Annotated in this window: 22 protein-coding genes and 1 tRNA gene; 13 read left to right on the forward strand and 10 right to left on the reverse strand. The window is 56.3% G+C overall.

The genetic code is table 11. The features are described from left to right. Positions 1 to 25: 25 nt before the first annotated feature. Together L6990_RS05455 and L6990_RS05460 are read right to left on the reverse strand one after the other, a co-directional pair. A complete protein-coding gene (locus L6990_RS05455; RefSeq protein WP_237203053.1) occupies positions 26 to 718 on the reverse strand; it encodes a GntR family transcriptional regulator in 693 nt (230 codons plus the stop codon). Between the two features lie 38 nt (positions 719 to 756). Continuing rightward, positions 757 to 2,274: a fumarylacetoacetate hydrolase family protein gene (locus tag L6990_RS05460; RefSeq protein ID WP_237203054.1), complete on the reverse strand. Its 1,518-nt coding sequence runs from the start codon at positions 2,272 to 2,274 to the stop codon at positions 757 to 759. A gap of 117 nt (positions 2,275 to 2,391) precedes the next feature. Here L6990_RS05460 and L6990_RS05465 point away from each other — a divergent pair, with 117 nt between their 5' ends. The 6 genes from L6990_RS05465 (at position 2,392) to L6990_RS05490 (ending at position 9,492) form a co-directional block, all read left to right on the forward strand. Next, positions 2,392 to 3,729 carry an FAD-binding oxidoreductase gene (locus L6990_RS05465; protein WP_237203055.1) on the forward strand — a complete coding sequence of 446 codons (1,338 nt, stop codon included), beginning with the start codon at positions 2,392 to 2,394 and terminating at the stop codon, positions 3,727 to 3,729. Positions 3,730 to 3,885: 156 nt separating this feature from the next. After that, positions 3,886 to 4,767, forward strand: a complete 882-nt coding sequence (locus L6990_RS05470; RefSeq protein WP_237203056.1) for a sce7726 family protein — start codon at positions 3,886 to 3,888, stop codon at positions 4,765 to 4,767. A 1-nt stretch (position 4,768) separates the two neighbouring features. Continuing rightward, the gene (locus L6990_RS05475) at positions 4,769 to 5,758 is read left to right on the forward strand and encodes a sce7725 family protein (protein WP_237203057.1); all 990 of its coding nucleotides are present in this window, start codon (positions 4,769 to 4,771) and stop codon (positions 5,756 to 5,758) included. Between the two features lie 6 nt (positions 5,759 to 5,764). Continuing rightward, entirely contained in the window at positions 5,765 to 6,829 is a 1,065-nt protein-coding gene (locus L6990_RS05480) for an RES family NAD+ phosphorylase (protein WP_237203058.1), read from the forward strand. A gap of 151 nt (positions 6,830 to 6,980) precedes the next feature. Beyond that, complete coding sequence (locus L6990_RS05485; protein WP_237203059.1) at positions 6,981 to 7,349, forward strand: antitoxin HicB; 369 nt, start codon at positions 6,981 to 6,983, stop codon at positions 7,347 to 7,349. Positions 7,350 to 7,608: 259 nt separating this feature from the next. Beyond that, the gene (locus L6990_RS05490; RefSeq protein ID WP_237203060.1) at positions 7,609 to 9,492 is read left to right on the forward strand and encodes an FAD-binding monooxygenase; all 1,884 of its coding nucleotides are present in this window, start codon (positions 7,609 to 7,611) and stop codon (positions 9,490 to 9,492) included. 193 nt (positions 9,493 to 9,685) lie between these two features. Here L6990_RS05490 and L6990_RS05495 read toward each other — a convergent pair whose 3' ends face one another. Together L6990_RS05495 and L6990_RS05500 are read right to left on the reverse strand one after the other, a co-directional pair. Further along, positions 9,686 to 10,717 carry a Rho termination factor N-terminal domain-containing protein gene (locus L6990_RS05495; protein ID WP_237203061.1) on the reverse strand — a complete coding sequence of 344 codons (1,032 nt, stop codon included), beginning with the start codon at positions 10,715 to 10,717 and terminating at the stop codon, positions 9,686 to 9,688. Positions 10,718 to 10,861: 144 nt separating this feature from the next. Then, positions 10,862 to 11,389 (reverse strand): TetR/AcrR family transcriptional regulator, encoded by a 528-nt coding sequence (locus L6990_RS05500; RefSeq protein WP_237203062.1) that lies wholly within the window; start codon positions 11,387 to 11,389, stop codon positions 10,862 to 10,864. 119 nt (positions 11,390 to 11,508) lie between these two features. Between L6990_RS05500 and L6990_RS05505 the strand changes: the two genes are divergently transcribed. Next, positions 11,509 to 11,985, forward strand: a complete 477-nt coding sequence (locus L6990_RS05505; RefSeq protein ID WP_237203063.1) for a DUF4188 domain-containing protein — start codon at positions 11,509 to 11,511, stop codon at positions 11,983 to 11,985. 10 nt (positions 11,986 to 11,995) lie between these two features. Here L6990_RS05505 and L6990_RS05510 read toward each other — a convergent pair whose 3' ends face one another. The 6 genes from L6990_RS05510 to L6990_RS05540 form a co-directional block, all read right to left on the reverse strand. Further along, a complete protein-coding gene (locus tag L6990_RS05510) occupies positions 11,996 to 12,412 on the reverse strand; it encodes a hypothetical protein (protein ID WP_237203064.1) in 417 nt (138 codons plus the stop codon). A 91-nt stretch (positions 12,413 to 12,503) separates the two neighbouring features. Beyond that, the gene (locus L6990_RS05515) at positions 12,504 to 13,085 is read right to left on the reverse strand and encodes a DUF308 domain-containing protein (RefSeq protein WP_237203065.1); all 582 of its coding nucleotides are present in this window, start codon (positions 13,083 to 13,085) and stop codon (positions 12,504 to 12,506) included. Positions 13,086 to 13,200: 115 nt separating this feature from the next. Further along, complete coding sequence (gene pdxR / locus L6990_RS05520) at positions 13,201 to 14,799, reverse strand: MocR-like pyridoxine biosynthesis transcription factor PdxR (RefSeq protein ID WP_272879269.1); 1,599 nt, start codon at positions 14,797 to 14,799, stop codon at positions 13,201 to 13,203. Positions 14,800 to 14,923: 124 nt separating this feature from the next. Then, a complete protein-coding gene (locus L6990_RS05530) occupies positions 14,924 to 16,216 on the reverse strand; it encodes a Y-family DNA polymerase (RefSeq protein WP_237203066.1) in 1,293 nt (430 codons plus the stop codon). After that, positions 16,206 to 16,637, reverse strand: a complete 432-nt coding sequence (locus tag L6990_RS05535) for a LexA family protein (RefSeq protein ID WP_237203067.1) — start codon at positions 16,635 to 16,637, stop codon at positions 16,206 to 16,208. Before L6990_RS05535 ends, L6990_RS05530 begins: the two co-directional genes overlap by 11 nt. A 156-nt stretch (positions 16,638 to 16,793) precedes the next feature. After that, positions 16,794 to 16,880: transfer RNA gene (locus L6990_RS05540), tRNA-Leu, on the reverse strand. Positions 16,881 to 17,175: 295 nt separating this feature from the next. On the opposite strand from L6990_RS05540, the gene L6990_RS05545 reads away from it, so the two are divergent. From L6990_RS05545 to L6990_RS05570, 6 genes are read left to right on the forward strand one after another with little or no spacing between them, the layout of a single operon-like run. Beyond that, a complete protein-coding gene (locus tag L6990_RS05545; protein ID WP_237203068.1) occupies positions 17,176 to 18,024 on the forward strand; it encodes an FhaA domain-containing protein in 849 nt (282 codons plus the stop codon). Between the two features lie 3 nt (positions 18,025 to 18,027). Then, positions 18,028 to 18,513, forward strand: a complete 486-nt coding sequence (locus L6990_RS05550) for an FHA domain-containing protein FhaB/FipA (RefSeq protein ID WP_237203069.1) — start codon at positions 18,028 to 18,030, stop codon at positions 18,511 to 18,513. A gap of 2 nt (positions 18,514 to 18,515) precedes the next feature. Next, positions 18,516 to 20,216, forward strand: a complete 1,701-nt coding sequence (locus L6990_RS05555) for a PP2C family protein-serine/threonine phosphatase (protein WP_237203070.1) — start codon at positions 18,516 to 18,518, stop codon at positions 20,214 to 20,216. Continuing rightward, positions 20,209 to 21,651: an FtsW/RodA/SpoVE family cell cycle protein gene (locus tag L6990_RS05560; protein WP_237203071.1), complete on the forward strand. Its 1,443-nt coding sequence runs from the start codon at positions 20,209 to 20,211 to the stop codon at positions 21,649 to 21,651. Before L6990_RS05555 ends, L6990_RS05560 begins: the two co-directional genes overlap by 8 nt. Positions 21,652 to 21,654: 3 nt before the next feature. Beyond that, positions 21,655 to 23,091, forward strand: a complete 1,437-nt coding sequence (locus L6990_RS05565) for a peptidoglycan D,D-transpeptidase FtsI family protein (protein WP_237203072.1) — start codon at positions 21,655 to 21,657, stop codon at positions 23,089 to 23,091. Next, positions 23,091 to 24,818, forward strand: a complete 1,728-nt coding sequence (locus L6990_RS05570) for a protein kinase domain-containing protein (RefSeq protein WP_237203073.1) — start codon at positions 23,091 to 23,093, stop codon at positions 24,816 to 24,818. Before L6990_RS05565 ends, L6990_RS05570 begins: the two co-directional genes overlap by 1 nt. Positions 24,819 to 24,839: the final 21 nt, after the last annotated feature.

Genomic DNA, 24,839 nt, shown 5'->3' on the forward strand with positions numbered 1-24,839 from the left:
AGTGGCTGGGGGTAAGTTGTGGGATTTAGGGCTGGTTGGGGTGCGCTGCAAGGTAGCTAGCGAGGGTGGCGGCACGGTGTTCTCGCACTGCGGCTTCCACCTGGGCTGAGGTTGCTCGGTTCTCGATGAGGTCCAGGATGCGCTGGTGTTCGGCTACCGATTCCGCCGCTCTGCCGGGCACAAAAGAGAAGGTTGATTCTCGCAGGTGCCCCAGCTTTTCCCATTCTGCGTTGACCAGTTCAATGAGACGCTCGTTGGGGCAGCGGCAGGTCAGCACGTTATGAAAGCGGTGGTTGAGTTCAGTGAAGGTTTTGGGGTCAAAGTCTTCTAGGGTAACGCGCAGCTGATCATTGAGGTCCTGCGCCTGGGCTAGGTCTTCCTCGCTGATACTGCTCAGCGCCATGGCGGTAGCGGCACCTTCTAGGATGCCGAGTGCCTCCATGCTCTCCACGTAGCGGGCCTCGTCAATCATGGCGACGCGGGCGCCCACGTTGCGTTCAAAATTGGCAAGGCCCTCAGCTTCTAGCTGCCGGATGGCCTCACGCACGGGCACCACCGACATATCCAGTTCTGCTGCCAGGGTTGAGAGCACCAGGCGGTAGCCGGGGGCGTAGTCGCCTGACACAATGTGTTCGCGCACCCAGGTGTAGGCAATCTGGGCTTTGGAAAGGCCTTCACCGTTGGGGGCGACGGAGGGTGAGGCTACTGCGGTGCTCATGAGCTTCCTTGTGGTTGAGAAGGTAAGGGTGGGGCGGTTTAGAGGTCTGCGGGCGGGTTGTCAGCCAGCCAGGTGGTGAACTTTTCCTTCCAGGCGCCGGTGGGTGGGAAGAGCCCGTCCACGGGGTGGCCTTCTGCTACGCGCTCGGCCACCCAGGCGTCCTCGTGCTCCTTGGCGTAGGCTGCCTCTGCAACTTCAAGTGCCAGGTGCGGGGGGATCACGATGACGCCGTCATCGTCGCCCACAATGATGTCACCGGGCAGCACGGTCGCGTTGCCACAGGCGACTGCCACATCGTATTCCCAGGGCACATGCTTGCGGCCCAGGACGGCGGGGTGGGCGCCCTGAGTGAAGACGGGCAGACCGATTTCTTTGACCGCCGCGTAGTCACGTACACCGCCGTCGGTAACCACACCGGCAGCACCGCGGCCCTTGGCACGTAGGGCGAGAATGTCGCCCAGGGTGCCGGAGCCGCTTTCACCGCGGGCTTCAATCACGATGACTTCACCTTCGCCCACTGCGTCAAAGCAGCGTTTCTGGGCATTGTAGCCACCGCCGTGGCTCTTGAAGAGGTCTTCGCGGTTGGGCACGAAGCGTAAGGTTTTGGCGGTGCCGACCATTGTGGTGCCGGGGGTCTGGGGGTAGACACCCTCGATGACCACGTTGTTCAGACCGCGAGCGCGCAGCTGGGCTGAGAGCCCTGCGGTGGGCACGGCGGTGAGTAGGCGGCGAAGGCGGTCGGTGAGTACCGGTTCTTCTTCTGCAACCGGGGGCAGGCCTGCGGCTTCGCGGGATCCCCAGGCTTCTTCGGTCTGCTTTTCGTCGGCGGCGGGTAGGGTGCCCAGGGCGGGGTCGAAGCCGCCGGGGCCTTCGATGACGTGGGTGACCAGGCGGCCGGAGGTGGGTGCACCCGGTGCTACGGGGGCGTCCACTTCAACTTCTACGGTGTCACCGGGGGCGATGACGGATGAGCCTGCCGGGGTTCCAGTGAGGATGACGTCGCCGGCTTCCAGGGTCATGTGCTGGGAGAGGTCAGCGACGAACTGGGAGAGGGGGAAAATCATGTTCGCCGGTTCGGTGACGTCTTCTTGCACTAGTTGCCCGTTGACCCAGGTGCGTACACGTAGCTGGTCTTCGGTGATGGTGCGGGCGTCGATAAGGCCGGGGCCCAGAGGGGTGTAGCCGTCGCGCCCCTTGGAGCGTACGTTGGAGCCTTTATCTGCCGGGCGGTAGTCATAGATACCCAGGTCGTTGGAGGCGGTGACGGCGGCGACGTGATCCCAGGCTGTTTCTGCGCTGACGCGGCGGGCGGGCTTGCCAATAACCAGAGCGATTTCACCTTCGAAGGCCAGCAGTTCGGTGCCTGCCGGGCGTTCAACAGTGGCACCGGAACCCGCCAGGGAGCTGGTGGGCTTCAGGAAATAGGAAGGTTGGGAGGGGCGGCGCCCGCGCTGGGCTGCACGTGATTCGTAGGCAACGTGAACCGCAATGATTTTGCCGGGGGTAACCGGGACGACAGCGGCGTCTTTGCCGGTTGCCTTGGGTGCTTCAGTCATGAAGGCTCCTCATTAAGCTCTTGAATCTGATTCCAAATCGTATATCATTTTCTTACACTAGCAAAGTAACTCACATCACAGCAATAGAGCGCACGGAAAAATCTTGAGAAGGTACCAATGACCAGCGACATCACCACTCTCACAGCAAGCCTTAGCTGCCCCGCCCTCACCAGCGAAGCCGAGATAGCCCCCTACCTAACCGACGCTTCTCAGGCAGCAGCCGGGCGTCCACTGGCGGTTTTTCTCCCCCGCACCACCGCTGATGTTTCAACGATTCTGCGCTTTGCCAGCACTCACCAGCTACCGGTTTCGGTGCGCGGGGCAGGCACCGGCCTAGCCGGGGGCGCTGCCGCCTACGAAGGCGGGCTGGTGATTAGCACCGAAGCCATGACCGAACTGAGTATCGACGCCGACGCCCGGCTTGCCGACGTCCAGCCCGGCGTCCTGACCGCCACCCTAGATGCCGCTGCCCAGGCACAAGGGCTCTTCTTTGCCCCAGACCCCGCCAGTGCAGCAACCTCAACCGTGGGTGGAAATATTGCCACCAACGCCGGCGGCCTACGCTGCCTGGCTCATGGGGTAACTGCCGATTCGGTAGCTGCCCTTGAAGTGGTGCTGGCCAGCGGGGAAGTCATCCAGACGGGTGCGCGCACCATTAAGAACGTTGCCGGGCTGAACCTGACACCACTTTTTGTGGGATCCGAGGGCACCTTGGGTGTCATCACCCGCGCAACCGTGCGCCTCAAACCCCTACCAGAGGGCGCCCCCTACACTTTTGCCGCCTACTACAACTCCTTAGAGGAGGCAGGGGGCGCAGTACTAGCCCTAACCAGCAGTGGGCTGAACCTAGAGAGCCTGGAGCTAATCGACCGCACCATCGTGCAACTCATCAATAAGCACCATGGAGCTGGGCTCACCGAGCCAGGTGCCGGGCTACTGATTGGCCTCTGCACCAGCGCTCAGGCAGATGCTGCACGGGCAGCAACTATTTGCGCCGAGCATGGAGCTAGTTCCACAGAGACAGCAGAAGGTCTCGCCCTCATGGAAGCCCGCAGGTTGGTTTTTAGTTCTATTTACCCCGAAGGGTTCACGGTGCTGGGGGACGCTGGCGTCCCCGTGCCCCAGCTGCCGCACTTCATACGGCGCATCCAGGAGATTTCCGAAGCCACCGGCAGGGCAGTGCTCATTACCGCCCACGCCGGGGACGGCAACCTGCACCCCAGCGTCTACGCGGGCGCTCACGGCGAGGAAACCGAGGCGGCTGAAGAAGTTCTGGCGCTGATTTCTGCCGCCGCCCTAGAGCTGGGCGGCACGATCACCGGCGAGCACGGTATTGGTTCGGCAAAACTGCACGCCCTTGAAGAGCAACTGACACCAGCAACCCTTGCCGCCGGACGCGTCATCAAAGCAGCCCTGGACCCGGCAGGCATTCTGACTCCGGGGCGAGGACTGTAAAAGCAACCGGATCGTCGTGTGAGCCATCAAGACTAATCACGCAGTTCCGCATCTCGAGTATCTACATGTGCATGATTCACCCCTTGTGTTACGACAGCGATAGACAGGACTGATAGTCTGTGTGGGTTAGAAAAGTAGAGGGAGAAGTGAGTGAGTATGCCAACAGTCGACAATCTCTTGTTAGAACGCGCCTTCTCACCCACCATCTTTACAGGTTTCGCTAAAAACCAACGATCAGCTGAGTTCTCTAGAATTATTACATCAGCCGGACTAAGAACCTCACTACCATCTTCCTCATCAGTGGGTGAAGTATTCGACCACATCTTTTCGTTGCTATCTTCCCCAGGTATTCGCAACGAATACATTTATAAGAACGTTGTAGCTGAAAAAATCCTACTAGGCAGACACTCACTAAATACCGCAGTGTTCGTTCAGGAGATGAGAGCACTCCGCTCTAAAGCAGATACTGTCATTTTCAACGGAACCTCTACTGCGTATGAAATAAAGTCTGACCGGGATTCCTTAGCCCGGTTACCTTTACAAATTGAAGATTACCGCAAGGTATTTGCCAAAGTAGTTGTAGTTGCAGATGCAAAACACGTAGTTGCCCTGGAAAATATGCTTCCAGACGATGTCGGCATCCTTACACTCAGCAACAAACTCTCACTTTCAACTGTTCGCCAGGCACAGGAAAACTTAGAGTCTCTGGAAACATCAGCAATGCTTGATGCCCTACAGCTCAGTGAACTGAAAGCCATGCTCAGTTTACTTGGGCAAGAGGTACCAGATGTCCCTAATACCCGACAAAGAACAATCTACAGCGAAATCTTAGACAGTTTCTCTACCAACTCGCTACATTCATCGATGGTCAAGGTAGTACGACACTCCCGAAATCAGAAGTCAATGAGTGGATTCATCGACGAGATGCCACGCTCCTTATACGCAGCTGCTCTGCGCAAAAGCCCCACTACAACACAGAAAAGTCATATACTGAAAGCAATCCAAACACCCCTGAACGAAGCAGTTAGCTGGTCTTAGAATGTACTACCCCCTATTACGCGGTAAGCAGTTCGAACTTGCTGCGATCCGTGACCTAGCAGAAGAGGGAACGCTCCGCTCCGGTAAGGTCTGTCCGATAGTAGAGCCGGTGAGGAAAAACCTATCGGCCTTAGACAGAACGCTGGGTGTCTGGGAAATTTCAGGCACCCCCATTGGATTCATCATCAACCCTCGAGTTGGCGATTTTGTACAAGACAACAATGAACTCCTTAATTTTTTCAAACGAGATTATCTCGGTTCCGAAATCGGCTCAGAGTTAGTTCGTCCTGTCCTAGTAGTCAATGAGACCACAACCGTTCAGGACCTTGAAGATTATAGCCAGATAGCTTCACCCGAAAATACGCGCTCACTATATTTTCTTCATGATTCAGCAATTAAAGATCAGGATGTTATCTCCAGATTAAACCAGCTATCAAACGACAATAAAGAAGTTTTTCATCTTTTTGAAGACAAAAGAACTTCAATGATTTACAGAGAAAAATTCAATATATACGATAATCAACGAACAATCATACGAGATGAATTTATCAGCGAGGCTCGGAATAAAGATTATAAAGAAAATGATTTTTTTACTGACCTAAATGTAATTTACAAAACCCCCTTAGGTTTACAAGGCTTCGGGGACTATCAAATCGTAGGTGCTCAGTATAGGGAATCTGGAGGTCCTGCCTACGCTGTTGCTTTACATATAACTTACATTGATCCGTCACAGGATAAAACTATTTATGTGCAACATTTCATATCAAAATCAAATGAAACATTTGCTGACCCAGGAAATAAATTTTCTGAAGCCCTTAACGCGATGATATCTTTCCTTGATAAGAACGAAGGGTTAATCTACGAAGGGCGAGCAATACGAGAGTTCCGCAACCTTCACGACAGGAAACATTTTCCTGGCTTGGGTTTTGTTAAAAAACTGTCTATTCAACACCACATCGAACTGATGGATGATTTTCTACTAACGAGATAAATATCAATGGGAAATAGGTGTTGCAAAAAATATTTAGGGGAAAATTTATTCACCCTGCTGGCTCGGAAGATTGATCCGATTGCAATGAGTTCATGCTCTTATTGCCAGTCCGTAAAGCAGGAAATGATTCCAACTGAGAAGCTTTCTGGGTATTTTGAGTGGTCTCGAGAGATTTATAAAAGAACTGATAAATCTGAGGGAAAGCTTTTGCTATATTGGCTTCGCGAAGATTGGGGAATTTTCGATACCTTGGATGATTCAACAGCGAATCGGCTATTATCAGACATTTTCATCTGCGACTACTTTAACCCGTCAGATTTAAGAATTCCCGAGAATTTAGAGGGAACCAGAAAATCAGATGCATGGCAAAGGTTTAAACTAGAAATCCAACACAGGAATAGATGGATTTCAACATCCTCAAAAGAAGCTTCAGAGCTATGCGAAGATTTCATGAATAATTTATCTGAAATGGAAGAAGATAAAATAAATCAATACTATTATCGTGCACGCACTCACGACACTAAGGAACCATTCAAGCCCCAAGACCTCAGTGCCCCGCCTCAAGAAATTGCTGGACACGGCAGACTAAATCCTGCAGGTATTCCGTATCTCTATCTGGCCTCTTTAGAAAAAACTGCAATAGCAGAAGTTCGACCCCATCCGGGACAAAACGTTGTGACTGCTAAATTTCAAGTTAAATCACCAGAATCTCCTGAACTAAAGATTGCAAATCTTATTAAATTTACCCCTCAAGTCTCACCGATCGATATTCTGGATACTGATGAAATTCTGAGAATACGAACCCTCTATCTTGCACTAAAAGAAATTTCTTTAGATTTTTCCCGTCCTGTACACCCAGATGCAACACCTTATGAGTATATTCCTACACAATATTTATGTGAAATCATCAAGGGGGAAGGGTTTGACGGAGTTGCCTACCCCAGTGCAATATCCGATGGACACAATATCGTCCTCTTTGACCCCTCATCTTTCTCAGTAATCAAAGGTTCCTTGACAGAATATCGCATTAAATCAGTCTTCGTAGATACCGAAGAATTTAAAAATATTTAGACCTACGGGGCTGTGCGTATATCGCCGTATTACAAAGCAATCCGAGCCAAAGGGCTAGTAGCAAACGTGAGCTTTCAAAGCCAGAAAACAGGTCTTGAACTAAGCCTAGATGTAGACATTCATAAAGCAATCGCAGAGAACGAAAAGAACAATGACTAACAGCATTACCGTCACTGCTCAGCGCTGGGCGCACGGCTGGGAAATTATCATCGATGAAGAGAATGCCACCCAGGTCCGCACCCTAGCCAAGGCACCCCAACAGGTACGCGATTACCTTGACACCCTCTACCCCGAGACCGACCACAGCCAGCTAGAAGTACACCTCACCTACGAAGAGGTTGAGAGCCAACTACAGGCCGCGCGTGCAGCTCAGCGAGCCGCGCAAAAAGCCGAGGAGGAAGCGACCCAGAAAATACGTAAAATTGTTGCCCAGCTTCGCACAGATGGGGTTTCCCTGAGCGACACCGCTGCCATTCTCGAAGTCTCCAAAAGTAGGGTTCAACAGCTTCAGGCTGCCTAACCTCACCTACCACCACTGAAGTGACCAGATTTCTCTCATCTGACTAGAAAACATATGGTCAAATGAGAGAAACCTGGTCACTTCTTTATTGGGAATGGGGGCGATGCACCCTGCCACACTGGCGCACATTTCAGGGTGCAGCAATAAAGGCTGGGTTGGCTCTTGTCACGATTTTGGACATCGTATATGATTCAAATCAAGTGTTACCCATCACATACTCGCCGGGTGCAGTGTCGCGCCCCGCCCCTCTAGGAGCACCATGCATTTCCACCACAACGGCTACGTCTCCCGCGATCCACGCATACAAGACGCCGCCGGTTACGGCGTCGACCGCGCCACAGAACTCCCCGAGACCATGGACGTTCTCATCGTAGGCTCCGGCCCCGCAGGCATGATCGCCGCAGCCCAGCTCTCCCAGTTCCCCGACGTCAACACCCGCATCATCGAACGCCGCAACGGCCGCCTAGAACTGGGCCAGGCAGACGGCATCCAGGCGCGCTCCGTTGAAACCTTCCAGGCTTTCCGCTTCGCCGAAGAAATCATTCGCGAGGCCTACCACATCACCGAAATGAGCTTCTGGAAGCCAGACCCCACCAATCCAGAAAACATCGTGCGCACCGCCCGCCCCATCGACGACCCGCACTACATCAGCGAATTCCCCCACCTGATCGTCAACCAGGCGCGCGTGCTGGACTACTTCGCTGACTCCGCCCTGCGCTCCCCCGGCCGCATCACCCCTGATTACGGCATCGAATTCATCACCCTCACCGTTGAACAGGGCGAGGAATACCCCGTCAAGGTCACCCTGCGCCACACCGCTGGCGAGCGCGAAGGTGAAGAACGCACCGTGCGCGCCAAGTACGTCATTGGGTGCGACGGCGCCCGCTCCGGCGTCCGCAAGTCCATTGGCCGCACCCTGACCGGGGACGCCTCCAACCACGCCTGGGGTGTCATGGACGCTGTTGCCAACACCGATTTCCCCGACTGGCGCATGAAGTGCGCCATTAGCTCCAAGAACGGCTCAATCCTGCACATCCCCCGCGAGGGCGGCCACCTAGCACGCATCTACGTTGACCTGGGCGAAGTACCCCTGAACGACAACCACGCGGTACGCAACACCCCCATCGAAGAAATCATCGACCGCGCCAACGCCATCTACCACCCCTACAGCATTGACGTGAAGGACGTTGCCTGGCACTCGGTCTACGAGGTCGGCCACCGTCTCACCGACCACTTTGACGATGTAGATACCGAGGACCGTGGCAGCCGCACTCCTCGCGTTTTCATCACCGGCGATGCCTGCCATACCCACTCTGCTAAGGCGGGCCAGGGCATGAATGTCTCCATGCAGGACGGCTTCAATATCTCCTGGAAGCTGGGCCATGTACTGACAGGGCGCGCCCCCGAATCGCTGCTGGACACCTACTCCGGTGAGCGCCAGGAAATCGCCAAGAACCTCATTGACTTTGATAAAGAATGGTCAACCCTCATGGCGACCCCGGCAGAAGAGCTGCCCAGCCCCGAATACCTGGAGGAGTTCTACGTCAAAACTGCCGAGTTCCCTGCCGGCTTCATGACCGAGTACAAGCCCTCCATGATCACCGGCGGCGCCGAGCACCAGAGCCTGGCGACCGGCTACACCGTGGGCAAGCGCTTCCGCGCCGCCCGCGTCAACCGCCGCGAAAATGCCTACCCCCGCTTCTTGGGCCACGACGCCGTAGCCGATGGCCGCTACCGCCTCTACGTCTTTGCAGACGCCGCCCACCCGGCGTCCGGCGATTCAAAGGTGAAGGCGCTGAGTGACTTCCTCACCCAGGATGCCCGCTCTCCCTTCATCAAGCATCGCCCGGAGGGCGCTGACTTCGATGCCCGCATCGAGCCCCTGGTCACCTACCAGCAGCTACACACCGAGTTTGAAACCACCGACGCCCCGGCAGCTTTCCGCCCGCTGGTCGGCAGCCGCCAGGTGGAGTACTGGGAGAACATCTACTGCACCCTGCCCGAAGAAAACATCTTTGAGCAGCGCGGCATCAGCCGCGACGGTGCCGTGGTGATTGTGCGCCCCGACCAGTACGTCGGTGCTGTACTACCCCTCACCGATTTTGAGGGAATCGCAGACTACTTCGATGGGGTCTTCGTGTAGAGAAAGTTATTCATACGGCATATCGCTCTACTGATGGGCAGGGTAACGGCAAGCTGACCTTCTCGCCCGGTTCGCTTCGCGCACAAGGCGATTCACGCCAGCCCCGACCAGCTTGCCGTTACCCTGCCCATCAGCTCCGAGACTTTATGAATAAGCACTAGGGCACTATGACCGTAACAAAGAGCCGGTGAGACTAGGCTGTTGCCTCTTCGATAGCGTCAAAGAGTTGCTGCTTGGTCATGTTTGACCTGCCCGGGATATCCAGCTCTTTGGCTTCTTCGTAGAGCTCCTGGCGAGTGAAAACCTCTATGGGGCGACGCTGGGCAGGCACCTCGGCGCCCGAGAGCTCACCGGCGTGCTCAACTTCTTCCAGGTGAGCGGTCTCCTCAGCAAATTCCCGGTCAAACTCCGCAAGAGCACGCTCGTCTAGCTGCTCGACGGGATCTTCGGCGTCCACCAGGTCTTCTAGTTCCTCTAGGTCTACCTCCGGCTCAACCTCTACATCAGCTGAGCTGTACATATTCTCATCGGGGATATCCTCGCCTAGAAGGGTCTCAATATCCAGAGAATCAGTGGCATCCTTCAGAGACCCTTGGTCTTCACGCTGGATCTTCTTTTTCTTCCTAGCTTTCTTAGCCTTTTTAGAGGGCTTGGGCCCTACCTGCTGCTCGGCGGTTTTTTCAGCGTCTTTTTTGCTGGTTTTCTTTGAGTCAGGTTTCTTGCCGCCGCTCTTTTCAGAATCTACCTTTGCAGCATCCTTCTTTTTACCAGTATCTTTCTTCTTAGGCTTTTTCTGCTCAAGCTCCTTGACGTCAGACTTTTTCTTGCCAGGCTTCTGGTCCGCTAACTTCGCGGTATCCTTGGTGCCCTTGGTCTTCTTAGTATCTTGGTCAGATTTCTTCTCGCCTTTAAGCTTTTCTGTCTTCTTTTCAGACTTCTTACCGGCACCCTTCTCGGAGCTCTTGCCTGACTTCTTGGGCTTCTCTTCGGAGGCAATCTTGGCCCACACGCCGTCGATCTTGGAGTAACCCTTCTTTTTCAGGGCCTCCTTGCCCGCCTTCTTAGCCTTCTTTTTATCCCCGTGCTGGGCGAGGTGCTTTTTAGTTGCCTTGGCAAAGATCTCTTGCACCTTGTCAGAGGAACGCCGAACGCTCTTGGGGGTCTTTACCAGAGTCTTCTGGGCGCTCTCTTTCTTAGCCTGGGGTTTCTTGTCCTTCTTGCTCACGGGGTGCTCCTTGCGGTGGATGCGCAACCTTGCGCGGTTTCCTTATCTCCACTCTAATCCTCCCTGAAGCACACCCCAACTTATGACGCGCACCGCTTCGCCCACCTCAAGGTTTGGGGGATCAGCAATCCGCATCTGCAGGCGCTAGGCGCTCACCAACCCCCGCACCATGCCCTCAAGGATGACTTCAAAGCTCTCTTCACTTTGCCCCCCAACCATCACACAGCCACCTGCAATTTCGAGAGTCGTTGCCCCGTGGACTGCCGACCAGAAAGCCCAGACGGCCTGCCAGGGGTCCTCTATTTTTAACCTACCCTGAGCATGAATGCGGTGAACCGCATCCGCCAAGGGGGCTATCGGCTCCCGGTCAATCTCCTGGGGGCCAAAGTAGCCTCCAAACATCACACTGTAGAGGGCCGGGTTTTCAAGAGACCACCGGCGGTAAGCGCGCCCTAGATTCTTGAGGTCTACCAGAACATTCTCGGTACAACCTACCGCTCGCTGTTCGCGCACAAATGAGCCTCGGGCCTCGCGAGAGACTGCTTCAATCAAGTCTTCTCGGTTTCCAATCAGTGAGTAGATAACTGTCGTAGAAACTCCCACCTTGCGAGCAACCGTCCTTAAAGAAAGGTGGCTCAAGCCTTCATCGGCAATAATTTGCGCTGCTGCCACGACGATTTTTTGGTGGTACTCAGCTCCATACATAGTTGGTCTTGACACCCCATAAGAGTATCACTAGGCTATCTAATAACAGTGTTATTTAAACACTGATGAAGCACAAGGAGAATATCGTGCAAGGTCTTAATCTCGGACGTTTTACCTCATCAGCATCGCAAGATGTCACTGTCTTCATGCTAGGCGTGCGCATTAACTCACCTCTGCGGCCGGATGCTTACGTCCCTGTCATGAGGGCTTATCAGAAGATGGTGAAATACCTAGAACAACACCCTGAAACCGGATTCCTTGGTCAGGAGCTCTGGCTGAAACGCACCACCCTAGCGGTACAGTACTGGGAAAGCCCCGAAGCCCTTCAGGATTTCGCTTCGCTCACAGAAGCACCCCACGTTCAGGCCTGGCGACACTTCGCCCGGACAGCCAACCGCCATGTGGGCCTGTGGCACGAAACCTATCAGGTTTCTGCGCCGGCTCGCGAAAGCATTTATTTCAATATGCCTAACTTTGGCCTCGGTAAAGCTCTGGGAGTTGAGCCTATCGGCAAAGAAACTTCAACAGCTAAGCGCCGCATGTCTCGGTGGAGCGCCAGCTAACCGCAGGCTTCTACTCGCCAGATTTTGGTGCGCCCTGCTGGGCGTCCTTCGCGGCGTTTGCTTCGTCAATTTTGCGGGCCAGGCGTTCTTTTTCTTCGGCCTCACGACGCTTGGTTTCAGCTTCGCGGCGGGCACGCGCCTCGGCGTAGAGCTTAGCGGAGGACCGGTTCACACCGGTACCCTCACCCAGTGAGGAATCATTGGGCTTCTCCACCAGAATGAGAGTGGCACACATGACCAGAGTAACCACAAAAACTGCGCCGGCAACCGTCAGAGCCAGCACCAGCTGAGGTGCGTTATCGGTGCCGCCGGTCGCAAAAATGAAGGTGCACAAAAAGGCTACTATCGCCAGAACAAAGGCGATAATAAGGGGCCCGCGCACCTGGGCTTTGAAACCGCGCTCTTCTGAGCCAGGCTTTTGAGTCACGTCTAATTCCTCCTGAAAATGTGCTCAGACCAGTCTACGGGGTCAAACTGTTTTTTGTCTGACCGCGGGGGGGCAGGTTACAGAGGTAACCTTAGACGCCTTTACCTGCGGAGCGCAGGGTAAGAGCACCAATCATCACAAAGACACCGGCAATAAGTGCACCTGCGCCGGCGGTACCCATAATGGCCTTGTCCCCGATTTCTGACACTACCGGCAGAGCGGCAGCAAATATGGTGATGATGGCACCTTCAAGTTGCCAGTCACGGGCTGCCGGGTTGTAGCCTTTGGTGCGCATACCAGCCAGCATTTTCAGCACGCCGGTGAGGCCCAGAGCCACACACACCACCAGAGTCAGCCAGAACTCCCCGCGCGGCAGCAGAAGCACCAGCACACCGGCACCTGCCTGAATGCCTGCGATGGAGGTGAAGACCTGACTGTTCTGGTCATCCCCCTCACGCAAGAGAGCGCGGGAGGTAAAAAAGGACGCCGCGCCGTAAGCCAGCAGGTAGGCAGTAAGCATCACGGTGATAACGGTGAGGGTGGGTTCCTGCCAGAAGACCGTTACCAGCCCAAAGATCAGAAAGACCAGGGCATGGGTGGCGGTGGGGGTTGCCAGGGCAGCGGCTAAGCGGCGGTCTGGCACGGGGGTGGGGGCATCAGTTTCGTGAGTCACCGTTCCAGTGTAGCGAACCCGGGTGGCCTCTCACGTTTGGGCGGTGTGAGGCATATATTGAGTGCACTCTAAGGGCGCCCCGGTGGTGCTAAGGGCATCAACTTGTACAGGGGCGTTAGAGGACGCGGCGCAAGCGCTGTAGCCCTTCTGCCAGTTTCCGGTCACTCACTCCACCAAAACCTATGACGACCCCTTGCAGGGGCAGCGGAGCGGTGGCAAGCTCACCACCTTTCGGCTCGCCTATCCCTGGAATATCCACCCCGGCAGGTGCCGACCAGTAGGAGCCCAGGGGCGCAACCAGCACCCCGGCACCTTCAGCACGCCTCACCAGATCGTCCTCCCCACCAGTAGTGGAGTGTAGATACAAGACCGCGTGCAAGCCACCATCCATGGGCAGAATGTCAGCACCGGGCAGGTCGCCCAGCTGTTCAACCACCAGGGCTCGGCGAGCGCGGTATACCTTGCGCATGCGAGCAATATGGCGGCGCACCCCACCGGTCGCTAGCAGGTCAGCAGCGGCGTCCTGCACTAGGGCTGGCACCGGGTTACCCAGGTCAGCACGGAGGTTGAGCAGGTCATCGCGCAGGTGTCTGGGCATCACCAAAAATCCTAGGTTAAGGCCCGGGGTGAGCACTTTAGCGAAAGAGCCCAGCGTGATAACGCGGTCCCCACCACCTGCGGGGTGAGTGTGGTGAGCGGGGCGGTCCATGGCAGCCAGGGCGGGTAGGGGGTCACCGGTATAGCGCAGTTCGGAGTCGTAGTCATCCTCCACGATAAGCACCTGGTGAGTGCGGGCCCATTCCAGCAGTTCGAGGCGGCGGGCAGCGGGCATAGAGGCCCCGAGGGGGTACTGGTGGCTGGGGGCCACGAGGACGATGTCCGGTAGCTGGGCGCCAGTCGGTAGATATTGAGGGTCAAGCCCCTGCTCGTCCACGGGGATGGGGATCACGGTGTGACCGAAGGCCTGTGGAATGCGGTGCAGGGAGGGGTAGCCAGGGTTTTCCACCGCGATGCGCAAGGGGCGGTTGCGCACACGGCGGCGTAAGAGGGTGAGCAGCAGGCGGAAGCCTTCGCGGGCACCGGCAGTGACCAACACATCGTCAGGCGAGCGCAGAACTGAGCGGGTGAGGCGCAGATGCTCGGTGATATGGGTGCGCAGTTGGGTGGACCCCGCTGCGGGGTAGCCGTCGGCAGGGTTGGCGGCTGCCCGACGCCAGGCGGCACGCCACTCGGTGGTCGCAAGAAGGGTGGTGTCAGGAGCGCCAGGTAAGAGGCTAATGACGCCGTGCCCAAGGGGCGCGGGGTGCTCTTCGGGGGTTACGGCAGATTGGTCAGGTGCGGCGGCTAGTGCACCGGCGGTTACAGCAGTGGCAAAGGATGCGTTTTTACCCGACTCAGGGTTAAAAGCCGAATTTCTCTGGCCGGAGTTGTGTGGGCTTGGGCGCCGGTGCCGCAGGTGGGCGTCCACCCTGGTGCCACCGTGACCGGCTTGCAGGTAGCCTTCACCGATGAGCTGTTCGTAGGCGAAGACCACTGTCCCACGAGAGACACCCAGTTGGCGGGCTAAATCTCGGCTTGAGGGCAGCAGGTCGCCAGCTTTGAGCACTCCGGTCTCGATGAGCGGGCGCACTTGCTCCACGATTTGAGCAGGTAAGGACGCCCCGGCACCCTTCTGCACGATTAAAGGCAGCTCCTGCCCCCTGGATGCCGGCATAGACCGCCCTCCTTGCCTATCAGCGTCCGCCTCGTGGGCGGTCTATTAGTTTCACCTAAAATCTAAGTTCTATTAGACCAGCATGGGCTATAGCTATATGCAGGTGGCGCGCCCGTGCTGAGAATTACTTGATGACAGCGACCGGGAGTTCTGCCCAGTGGGTCGTGCCGCGCCGGGAAAGCATCTCGCGTTTCATTTCCCAGGCAGGTGATTGGGCCAGCCCCCCGTACCCAACACCCAGAGAGCGCGGGCCACATTTTTCTTTGATGCTTTGCACCAAACCAGCGATATCACGGGTTTCGTGGCTGCGGGCAAAGGGGTCTAGCAGAGCAGTAGCACCAGCCGGCGTCAGGTCACTGACCACCACCCCTGCCTTTGCGTATCTGACCATCCCAAAGGTGGCACGCTCCAGCAGTTGGGCGCAGGCCTGAGTGAGAATAATAGGGTCAGCGGTAGGCGCAGGCAGTTTCACCTGCACGTCAGCGCGCACAAAACCTCCTGTGGCGTAACGCGAGGTGGAGCAGAAAGCACTGACCAGCCCAGCAACCTGCCCGCTCTTGACCAGGCGCCCAGAGGCACGCTGGGCGTAGATACTCAGAACCTGGCGCATAGTATCTTCGCTGGTCACCGGGTCAGAAAAAGAGCGGGAATACATCATCTGATCTTTAAAGACCCGCTCAGGCTCAAGCTCGATAGCTCTTACCCCGCGCAGTTCAAGCACCGTGCGCATGATTACTACCGAGAACCTTTTGCGCACCAGCCCCAGCGGGGCCTCTTTCAGGTCTTGAACGCTGAGAATTCCCATACCCGCCAGTTTTTGAGCAACCCTACTCCCCACACCCCATATTTCTTCTGCAGGGAGGGTGCTTAACAGGGCATCCACCCGCTGGGGTGGCAGGGCGTCCCACACACAGACGCCCCTGAGAGCCGGTATTTTCTTCGCTGTTCTGTTGGCGAGCTTGGCTAAGGTCTTGGATGCCCCTACCCCCACACAGACAGGCACGCCAACCCTGCGCGCCAGATCATCTTTGATGCGGCGGGCCAGGGCTTGTGCTTGGGGCAGGGTGGCGGTGATGGTGAGGAAGGCTTCGTCGATACTGTACTGCTCAAACTCCTGGGCGTAGCCTTCCAGCAGCAGCATGACTCGGTTGCTGATGTCCCCGTAAAGCTCGTAGTTCGATGACCGTACTACTACTCCTAGCTCTTTTGCTTTCTCTTGCACGGTGAACCAGGGCTGACCCATAGTAAAACCCAGGGCCTTAGCGGCGGTGTCTAGCGAAATAATGCACCCGTCGTTATTAGAGAGGACGAGCACCGGGCGGTTGCCGATGGAAGGGTCCAGCAGCTTTTCGCAGGAGGTGTAGCAGGAGTTGATATCTACGTGAAAGATGAGGGTTCTTGGGGCATCAGCGCACATGGTGAATACTCCTGGTGACCACCCCAAAGATGGTGAAGTCTGAGAGAGCTTCTATGCGCAGTGCGGGGTACTGGGGGTTTTCTGGGGTGAGCCAGCCCTGACCCTGACGGTCGATAATGAAGCGTTTAACGGTGAATTCACCGTCCAGGCTGGCAACCACCACGTCCCCGGGCACCGGGGTGATAGAGCGGTCCACCACGATTTCATCGCCATCCGCTATTCCTGCATCCACCATGGATGAGCCGGTGATTCGGAAGATGTAAGTGGAGGTTTTATCCCTAATGAGAAGTTCATTGAGATCAATGCTGGTGGCCTGGTAATCCTGCGCCGGTGAGGGGAATCCGGCGGGTATCAGGGTGGGCGGCAGAGGCAGATGCAGCGGCTGCAGTGCGCGAATCTTGGCTATAAGGGCTGCTTTCATACCCACATACTAGTACATATATTCTATATTTATTAGTATATGTATTCTATTTCTTAAACTGCAGGCGCAACCCCACCCAGGGCAGTAAGCGAGTCAGAGGGGTTTTGGGGCAACAAAGAACCCGTTTCCTTCAAAAGGAAACGGGTTTTTCTATCGTGGTGCGCAAGGGGGGACTTGAACCCCCACGATCTTGCGATCACTGGCACCTGAAGCCAGCGCGTCTGCCAATTCCGCCACTTGCGCATTATTCATTTTTGACTTGCCGAATGAGCAACGAAGATAACTATACACAAGGCCCAGCAAGGGTGTCCAACCAAAAACCACCCGGCCCGCATGCAATAGGTCACACAAAATGCCTCTTTGGAGCGCCTGAATTCGCTTCAACACACCCTTCTACCGGCGGGCACCCAGGGTTTCCAAGGGTGTTTTTACGGTTATCTACTAGACTGGTGTTTTAGGCTGTGCCCCATTATGGTCTACAGTCCGCAACCGCCCGCCCGGCGGAGCTCACCACATACGTTTGTTGAAGGAGGCAAGCATGGGATTCATTGACAGAATCGAACAGGGCCTAGAAAAGGCTGTTCGCGGCACCTTCAGCAAAGGTGGAGCTTTCGAACCTGTTGATATCGCTAACCGCCTGCGCACCGAAATGGATAAGAAGGCCTATGCGATTGCGTCCGGCCGGACCATTGCACCTAACGTCTTTACCGTTGAGTTCTCCAGCCAGGATTTTTCCCGCGCTCAGCAGTGGGGGGTCCCTCTCGCTGAGGAGCTCTGCGACGTAGCGATTCGGCACGCGCGCACTCAGGGTTATTCCCTGCGCGGCGCAGTACGCGTTACTTTTGCCGTGGGTGATGAGCTGGAGTCCGATGACTTCACCGTTACTGGCGTACAGCAGCAGGTAGCTACACCCGCCGCCGACGCAGCGTCGCCCAGCAGCCCGGCAAGGCACAACAGCGCTGGCTCAGGTGCATACCCGGCGTCCGCTCCAACTTCTTTACCGAATCGCATCACCCGCCCTGCTCCTCAGGCACGCACTCAGCCGGTGCCCGCGAGCGATCTCCCCAGGCAGCGCCCGGGGTCTGTAGCTCCCAAGCCACAGGTAGTTCTTGAGGTCAACGGTGAACGCATAGCGGTTCGTGCCCTGCCGGTTACTCTGGGCCGGGGTTCCAGTGCTGATATCACCGTTGAAGACACCGGGGTATCGCGCCGACACCTAGAAATTGTGGAGCAGGACGGCGCCTACCTGGCTGTCGACCTGGGTTCCACCAACGGCTCCTACATCAACGGTCAGCGCCTGGTAGGCCGCGCCGAAATCACCAATGGATCGGTGATTGAGATGGGTCGTGCCCGCATTGTTTTTCGTCTTATGATTCGCAGGGGGTAGCTCATGGCGTCAGAAATTACCGTGACAGTTCTGCGTTTTGCATTCTTGATTTTACTGTGGCTTTTTGTGTTCATGGTTCTGGCCGCTTCGCGTCGTGATCTGGGCGTGGGCCGCAATGTGCGCACTGCCAGGGCTTCAACAGACGTTGCGCCCCCTGACTCCCCGGCGCACCCGGGCGTCACTCCTGCACCCCGGCCCCGCGCTAGCTTGCTCACCATTATCGATGGCTCCCAGGCGGGGGCGGTCATGCGCCTTGATGATCAGCCTGTCACCATGGGTCGCTCCTCAGATATTGAGGTGTCCTTGCAGGATGACTACGCCTCAGGCCACCATGCCCGTCTCTTCCCGCAGGGTTCACGCTGGTTTCTTGAAGATTTGGGATCTACCAACGGCACCTTCGTGGGGGAACAGCGTCTAACGCGTGCCACCCCGGTTGAAGTAGGACAGAACTTCCGTGTAGGCCGCACTACCATGCAACTGAAAGCCTAAGCATGGGCATCGCTTTCCGTTTTGCCGCCCGTTCCGATGTAGGCAGGGTGCGCTCTAAAAACGACGACTCAGGCTACGCAGGCCACTACCTCGCGGTAGTGGCGGACGGCATGGGTGGGCATGTGGGCGGTGACGTTGCCTCAGCGACCACCGTGCTTGACCTAACGCCCCTTGACCACGCAGGTTTTGACGGTAACGCCGGGATCTACCTGGCTGATGAGATCGTGAACGCCAACATCATCATGAATGAGTTGGTTGATCTCAACCCGCGCCTGGCGGGCATGGGGACAACCTGCACCGCTCTTCTCGTTGATGGGGACCGCATCGAGATGGCTCACATCGGTGACTCTCGCGCCTACCGTCTGCGGGACGGGGTCTTTGAGCAGGTCACCACCGACCACACTTTCGTGCAGCGCCTCCTTCAGGAAGGGCGCATCTCGCCCGAAGATGCAGCTCAGCACCCGCACAAAAACGTCATTATGCGAGTTCTGGGCGATGTAGACGCCTCCCCCGAGCTTGAATTGCGCACCCTTGACGCCCACGTGGGTGAAAAGTGGGTTCTTAGCTCTGACGGCCTGGATGCAGTGGTCTCGGTAGAAGAAATTGAGACGATGATGCGCTCCACTGATGACTTGGGGCAGATAACCGACATCCTGGTTGATATGACGCTGGAGCGCGGGGCACCCGATAACGTCACGGTGGTCGCCCTTTCGGTTATTGAAGAGGAATCTCTTTCCACAGCGGTAACCGCGCCTCAGCCCATCATTCCCGTGCGCAAGTATGGCACAGACGGTCAGTTAGTGGGCGTCCACCCCACGGTTGAGCAAGAGACAGAAAGCAGTCCCAGCGAAAGCACTGACGAAGCCGTGGATGCCGATGGGCAAGCCTCTTCTGAGGACGAGGGCTCAGATGACTCTCACCGCACCCCCTGGCGCCGCCGCCTGCCACAGCACGCAAAAGCACGCAATGCTCTGCGGCACGGTAAATGGCGCGGTGAGTCCTTCTCTGATGGCGTTTTTAATGCCATGACTGTTCGGGCCGGTGTAGATAAGCCTGAAGAGGCTATTACTGAACACCCCGATAATCAGGAGTCAGAGCCCACCCCGGCATCCGTCCTGCGCAGGGAGCTATCAGAGCGCCCCCATGAGCTAGTGGGTGCTGCCGCAAATGCTACTCAAACGGGCATGATTCCGGCGGTGACGGCGCGTACTGCAGAAAACCTCGCCACCCTTTCGCATCAGGGGGACGCCGGGCTTGAGCCGGCCGAGCTACCTGAAGAGTTTAGGGCCGCGCTCAATGAGGAGCACCCGGCGCCGCATCGCTGGCCTATGCGCCTTTTTGTAGCGGCATTAACTCTAGCGGTTGTTGCTGCTTCGGCCTCCATCTTCTTCTCCTGGACCAAGGACCAATACTATGTGGGTGTTCAGGATGAGCGGGTAGCTATCTATAACGGCGTTAATCAGGATTTAGGGCCCTTTACCCTACACAGTGTGGTTGAAGAAACCGATGTGAAGGTCAGTGACTTACCGGAGTTTTCTCAGTCCCTACTTCACGGCACCATTACGGTCAGCAGCCATGAGGAGGCGCAGCAGGTGGTGGAGAATTTGCGGGAACAGTTACCTGCTCGGGTTACCCCCGGCACCGTGACAACCGCACCCCCAACACCTCAACCCAGCGCCACTGAAGGAGGTAGCCGTGAATAAAGCATCGACAGTTTCGCGTGTGGATACGCCGCGCTCTCGCCGGCTTACCGAGCTATTTCTGACGCTGTGCGCCATAGCTCTGTGCCCCATTTCTATGTACCTCATTGACCCTGAACGCGCAGTTGAGAACCGCATGTGGTTGCAGGCTCTAATAGTGCAGGGGGTGGGTGCCTTTATCTTGCATATGGTGATGTACCTCCGTGCTCGTTACGCTGACCCTTTTATCCTGCCTCTTGCTGTGGCTCTTAACGGTCTGGGGCTGGCAATGATTTACCGTATTGACCTCACGACCCCGGCCAATGCGGGTGCCGCGCAGCTGGTGTGGACGGGCTTGGCGATGGTGGTCTCAGCCGTTGTACTCTTCTTTTTGCGGGATCATAAAATCCTCTTGAAGGTCACCTATATTTCTCTTCTAGCGTCAGTTCTCTTGCTGATATTGCCGCTTATGCCCTTCTTGGGTCTTGAGATTAATGGCGCGAGAATTTGGATTTCTGTGGGTGGGAGGACTTTCCAGCCCGGTGAACTAGCCAAAATTACTCTGGCTATATTCTTTGCGGGCTATCTATCGACACATCGAGATCTTATTCTCCTTGCAGGCAAAAAGATTGGCCCGGTACGCTTGCCCCGCTTCAGGGATATGGCACCCATGGTAGTCGCCTGGCTCATAAGCCTAGCGGTGCTGGTGTTCCAGCGCGATTTGGGCTCCGCTATCCTCTTCTTCGGTATCTTCCTGGCGATGCTCTACCTAGCTACCGGCCGCCTGACCTGGGTAGCCCTGGGGCTGCTCTTCGTGGTGGCGGGAGGGCTCCTAGCCTACAACTACATCTCCCATGTGTACTACCGCATTAACTCCTGGACGCACGCCTTTGATCCAGAAATCTACAACCAACCTCTGGGTGGTTCCGGGCAGATTGTGCAGGGCCTCTTCGGGCTAGCTTCGGGAGGTCTCTTTGGGCGAGGCTGGGGCAATGGACGCCCCGATCTGGTCTCATATTCCAATTCAGACATGATTATTACTGCCTTGGGTGAAGAACTAGGTCTCCTGGGTCTGGGCGCCATTCTCATGCTTTTTTTGCTCCTGGTATCACGTGGTTTCCGCGCAGCTCTTGGTACCCGCGACGCCTTCGGCAAGCTCCTTGCTGCAGGCTTCTCAGCCCTGATGGTCATCCAGCTTTTTGTGGTCATTGGTGGCGTAACCCGCCTTATTCCTCTTACCGGCCTCACCACTCCCTTCATGTCAGCGGGCGGCTCGTCGTTGCTCTCTAACTGGATTATTGTGGCCATCTTGCTCGCTATCTCTCACACAGCGCGTGCACCCCACGTTGTAGAGACCTTCGATAGTGCTGACAGCATCGACTACAGTGGCAGCGAAACGGACGGCGCGACCTCCGTTATTTCTCGCATCACCGACTCCACCACATCACAGGGAGGGTAGAGCATGAATACAGCAATCCGCAGAGCCTGGATCGCATCGGCCTGCATCTTTGTTTTACTGCTAGGAACGCTCACCTACGTTCAGTTCTTTGACTCAAAGAACCTACAAGCTAACGCGTGGAATTCGCGCACTCTGTATGAGAGCTATGGTTCTCAGCGTGGCTCAATTGTGGTGGATGGCGTTGAAATTGCCTCCTCGGTTGAGTCGAACGATGGGTACGCTTTCCAACGCACCTACCCTCAGGCCGATGTTTACGCGGGGTTGACGGGGTATTTCTCATCGATCTACGGGTCTACCGGGCTGGAGTCTGCCATGGATGAGCAGCTTTCGGGTAACTCTGATGCTCAGTTCTATGATCGAATAGCTCAAATGTTTACGGGTAATACTGCTGCCGGCGCGAGTGTTGAGCTCACTATTGACGGGAAGCTTCAGCAGCTCTCTTATGACCTTTTGCAGGGCCATAAGGGTTCTATTGTGGCTCTGAACCCCAAGACCGGTGAGGTTTTGGCTATGGTGTCGAGCCCTTCCTATGACCCCAATGTTCTGGCCTCCCACAGCGCAGAGCCGGTTATTGCGCAGTACGCAGCGCTCAACGAAGACCCCGCCCGCCCCCTCTACAACCGTGCTATTGCGGGGGATACCTATGCGCCGGCGTCCACCTTTAAAATCATTGATGCGGTAGCTGCCCTAGAGTCCGGTGAGTACACGGCTGATTCGGTCATCCCCAACCCCCAGAATCTCAGCCTGCCCAACACTAACGTCACTTTGCCTAACTACCTGGGTGGTAATTGCACAGCTCGTAGCGAGGCGACGATCGAGTGGGCTTTCGCGCAGTCCTGCAACACCCCCTTCGCACAAATTGCGATGAAGGTGGGGCAAGAGAAGATTGCACAGACCGCTCAGAATTTTGGGTATGGGCAGGATCTTTCGATTCCTCTTAACGTCTCGCAGTCTGTCTTCCCTACTAACATGGAAGATAGCCAGTTAGCACTCGCCGCTATCGGTCAGTACGATGTAAAAACAACCCCCCTGCAGGTGGCAATGACCAGTGCAGCTATTGCCAATGAAGGGGTGCAAATGAAACCCAACCTGATTCGTTCGGTTAAGTCGCATAATCTGAGTTCTCTCTACAATTTCTCGGCGGAGCAGTTGCGCCGCTCCACTTCCCCTGCGGTAGCTCATCAGGTGAGAGATTGGATGGTTAATTCGGTGGATCAAGGAATTGCTGCGGGGGCCGGTGTCAACGGGGTCTCTGTTGGTGGTAAGACTGGAACAGCTGAGACAGGTGCCGACACAGTTAACTCTTGGTTTACAGGTTTTGCTCCCGCGAATGACCCTCAGGTGGCAATCGCGGTAGTCTATGAAGATGTAGATACTACAACTGGATCGCAGCTTTCAACGAGTGCGGCCCAGCAAATTTTTGAGGCGGTGTTGAACTAGTGAGGCCTTCAGCTGATGTGACTCTGGGTGGTCGCTACACTCTGACCGAACGTATCGCGATTGGCGGTATGGGTGAGGTGTGGAAGGCCCGCGATAAGGTGCTAGGCCGCATCGTCGCCGTAAAGATTCTGAAAGAAGAATATACGGGTGACCCCGGCTTCCTTGAGCGGTTCCGCGCTGAGGCACGCCATACGGCCCTTCTTAACCACCCCGGGGTGGCTAATGTCTTTGACTACGGTGAAGAAGACGGTTCAGCCTATCTAGTCATGGAGCTGGTGCCTGGCGACCCTCTCTCTACCATCATTGAACGGGACAGGAAGCTCCCCGCCGACCGCATTCTCAACATTATGGCCCAGAGTGCACGAGCACTTGCTGCAGCCCACGCCCAGGGGTTGGTGCACCGCGACGTCAAACCTGGCAACCTGATTGTCACTCCGGACGAGCGCGTTAAGGTCACCGACTTCGGTATCGCGCGTCTGGCAGACCAGGTACCCCTCACCGCTACCGGTCAGGTTATGGGTACTGCCCAGTATCTTGCACCGGAGCAAGCAACAGGGCAGCAGGCAACAGCCTCTTCTGATATGTACTCTCTGGGTATTATCGGCTACGAGTGCTTAGCAGGCAAGCGACCTTTCACGGGTGAATCACAGATCGCTATCGCGCTGGCGCAGGTCAATGATCCACCTCCCGCCCTGCCTAAGGACGTCCCTGCACCAGCAGCCGCTCTCATTATGTGCCTGCTGTCAAAGGATCCTGCCGAGCGCCCGGAAACGGCAACTGCTCTGGCTTCAGCTATCGATGCGATTCGCCGTCGCGATATGCCTGCGGCACTCAAAGCTGTCCCTTCTTTGGGTAAGTTCCTCCCCCAGGGCACAGATGGTGACGCCACTGCCGTCCTTACTGCTCCTACAGCGGTTTCCCCTACCGCTGCACGGTTTGGTACGGGCGCACAGTTCGAACCTGAGCCTACAACCGCGCGTGTCCCCGCCTCCCAGCCCGTTCAGAGTTATAGAACTGAAGCCCCAAAGAAGAAGAGCCCCTGGGGCTGGGTATCTTTGGTACTCGCTTTATTGCTGGTGGCTGGAATTGTCTGGTTCGTCCTTTTCAACACATCAAATTCCACCAGGAACACAGAAACTCCTCCCACCGCATCAGGGACCATTTCAACGGTCAGCGCCCCACCGACGCCTACAGCTGAAAGCACGGAGACCGAGAGGCAGCGGGTTGATATCGACAACGCCTACTTTGAGGGGCGCCCGCTCGATGCCGTGGTTAGTGAACTCACTACCATGGGGTTCTCTACCCGTACCACCGGTGTCACCTCCGACAAACCTGTTGATATCGTTCTCTCAGTTTCACCGACCGGCAGTGTGCAAGTGGGGGAAACCATCACCATCCAGTACTCTGCGGGGCCACAGTCTGTGACACTACCGAGTAATCTGGAAGGTATGACGTCTGATGAGGCAGCCGAGGCTATCACTGCCCTGGGGGTGAATGTTCAGCTTCATTTTGAGGAAACAACGAGTGCTACTGAGGGTACCGTCCTGCGCACCTCCCCCACTTCCGGGTCTAGAGTTGAGGTGGGCAGTAGCGTCAATATTTATGTCGCTCGGCAACCGGCCCCTGAGTCCAGTGCGTCATCACAGCCGGCAGCAAACAACGGCTCTACATCAGATAACGGATCAACGCCTAGCTCTACACCGAGCAGCGCAGAGACCGGTAACTAAGTCCACCGAAGATGGGTGAAT

The sequence above is a fragment of the Rothia endophytica genome (assembly GCF_928381505.1).
Lineage (GTDB): Bacteria > Actinomycetota > Actinomycetes > Actinomycetales > Micrococcaceae > Rothia > Rothia endophytica_A.

Bases quoted from the DNA above. Each gene is read 5' to 3' on its own strand.
- L6990_RS05455 (WP_237203053.1), bottom strand. From the start codon at position 718: ATGAGCACCGCAGTAGCCTCACCCTCCGTCGCCCCCAACGGTGAAGGC.
- L6990_RS05460 (WP_237203054.1), bottom strand. From the start codon at position 2,274: ATGACTGAAGCACCCAAGGCAACCGGCAAAGACGCCGCTGTCGTCCCG.
- L6990_RS05465 (WP_237203055.1), top strand. From the start codon at position 2,392: ATGACCAGCGACATCACCACTCTCACAGCAAGCCTTAGCTGCCCCGCC.
- L6990_RS05470 (WP_237203056.1), top strand. From the start codon at position 3,886: ATGCCAACAGTCGACAATCTCTTGTTAGAACGCGCCTTCTCACCCACC.
- L6990_RS05475 (WP_237203057.1), top strand. From the start codon at position 4,769: ATGTACTACCCCCTATTACGCGGTAAGCAGTTCGAACTTGCTGCGATC.
- L6990_RS05480 (WP_237203058.1), top strand. From the start codon at position 5,765: ATGGGAAATAGGTGTTGCAAAAAATATTTAGGGGAAAATTTATTCACC.
- L6990_RS05485 (WP_237203059.1), top strand. From the start codon at position 6,981: ATGACTAACAGCATTACCGTCACTGCTCAGCGCTGGGCGCACGGCTGG.
- L6990_RS05490 (WP_237203060.1), top strand. From the start codon at position 7,609: ATGCATTTCCACCACAACGGCTACGTCTCCCGCGATCCACGCATACAA.
- pdxR (WP_272879269.1), bottom strand. From the start codon at position 14,799: ATGCCGGCATCCAGGGGGCAGGAGCTGCCTTTAATCGTGCAGAAGGGT.
- L6990_RS05530 (WP_237203066.1), bottom strand. From the start codon at position 16,216: ATGTGCGCTGATGCCCCAAGAACCCTCATCTTTCACGTAGATATCAAC.
- L6990_RS05535 (WP_237203067.1), bottom strand. From the start codon at position 16,637: ATGAAAGCAGCCCTTATAGCCAAGATTCGCGCACTGCAGCCGCTGCAT.
- L6990_RS05545 (WP_237203068.1), top strand. From the start codon at position 17,176: ATGGGATTCATTGACAGAATCGAACAGGGCCTAGAAAAGGCTGTTCGC.
- L6990_RS05550 (WP_237203069.1), top strand. From the start codon at position 18,028: ATGGCGTCAGAAATTACCGTGACAGTTCTGCGTTTTGCATTCTTGATT.
- L6990_RS05555 (WP_237203070.1), top strand. From the start codon at position 18,516: ATGGGCATCGCTTTCCGTTTTGCCGCCCGTTCCGATGTAGGCAGGGTG.
- L6990_RS05565 (WP_237203072.1), top strand. From the start codon at position 21,655: ATGAATACAGCAATCCGCAGAGCCTGGATCGCATCGGCCTGCATCTTT.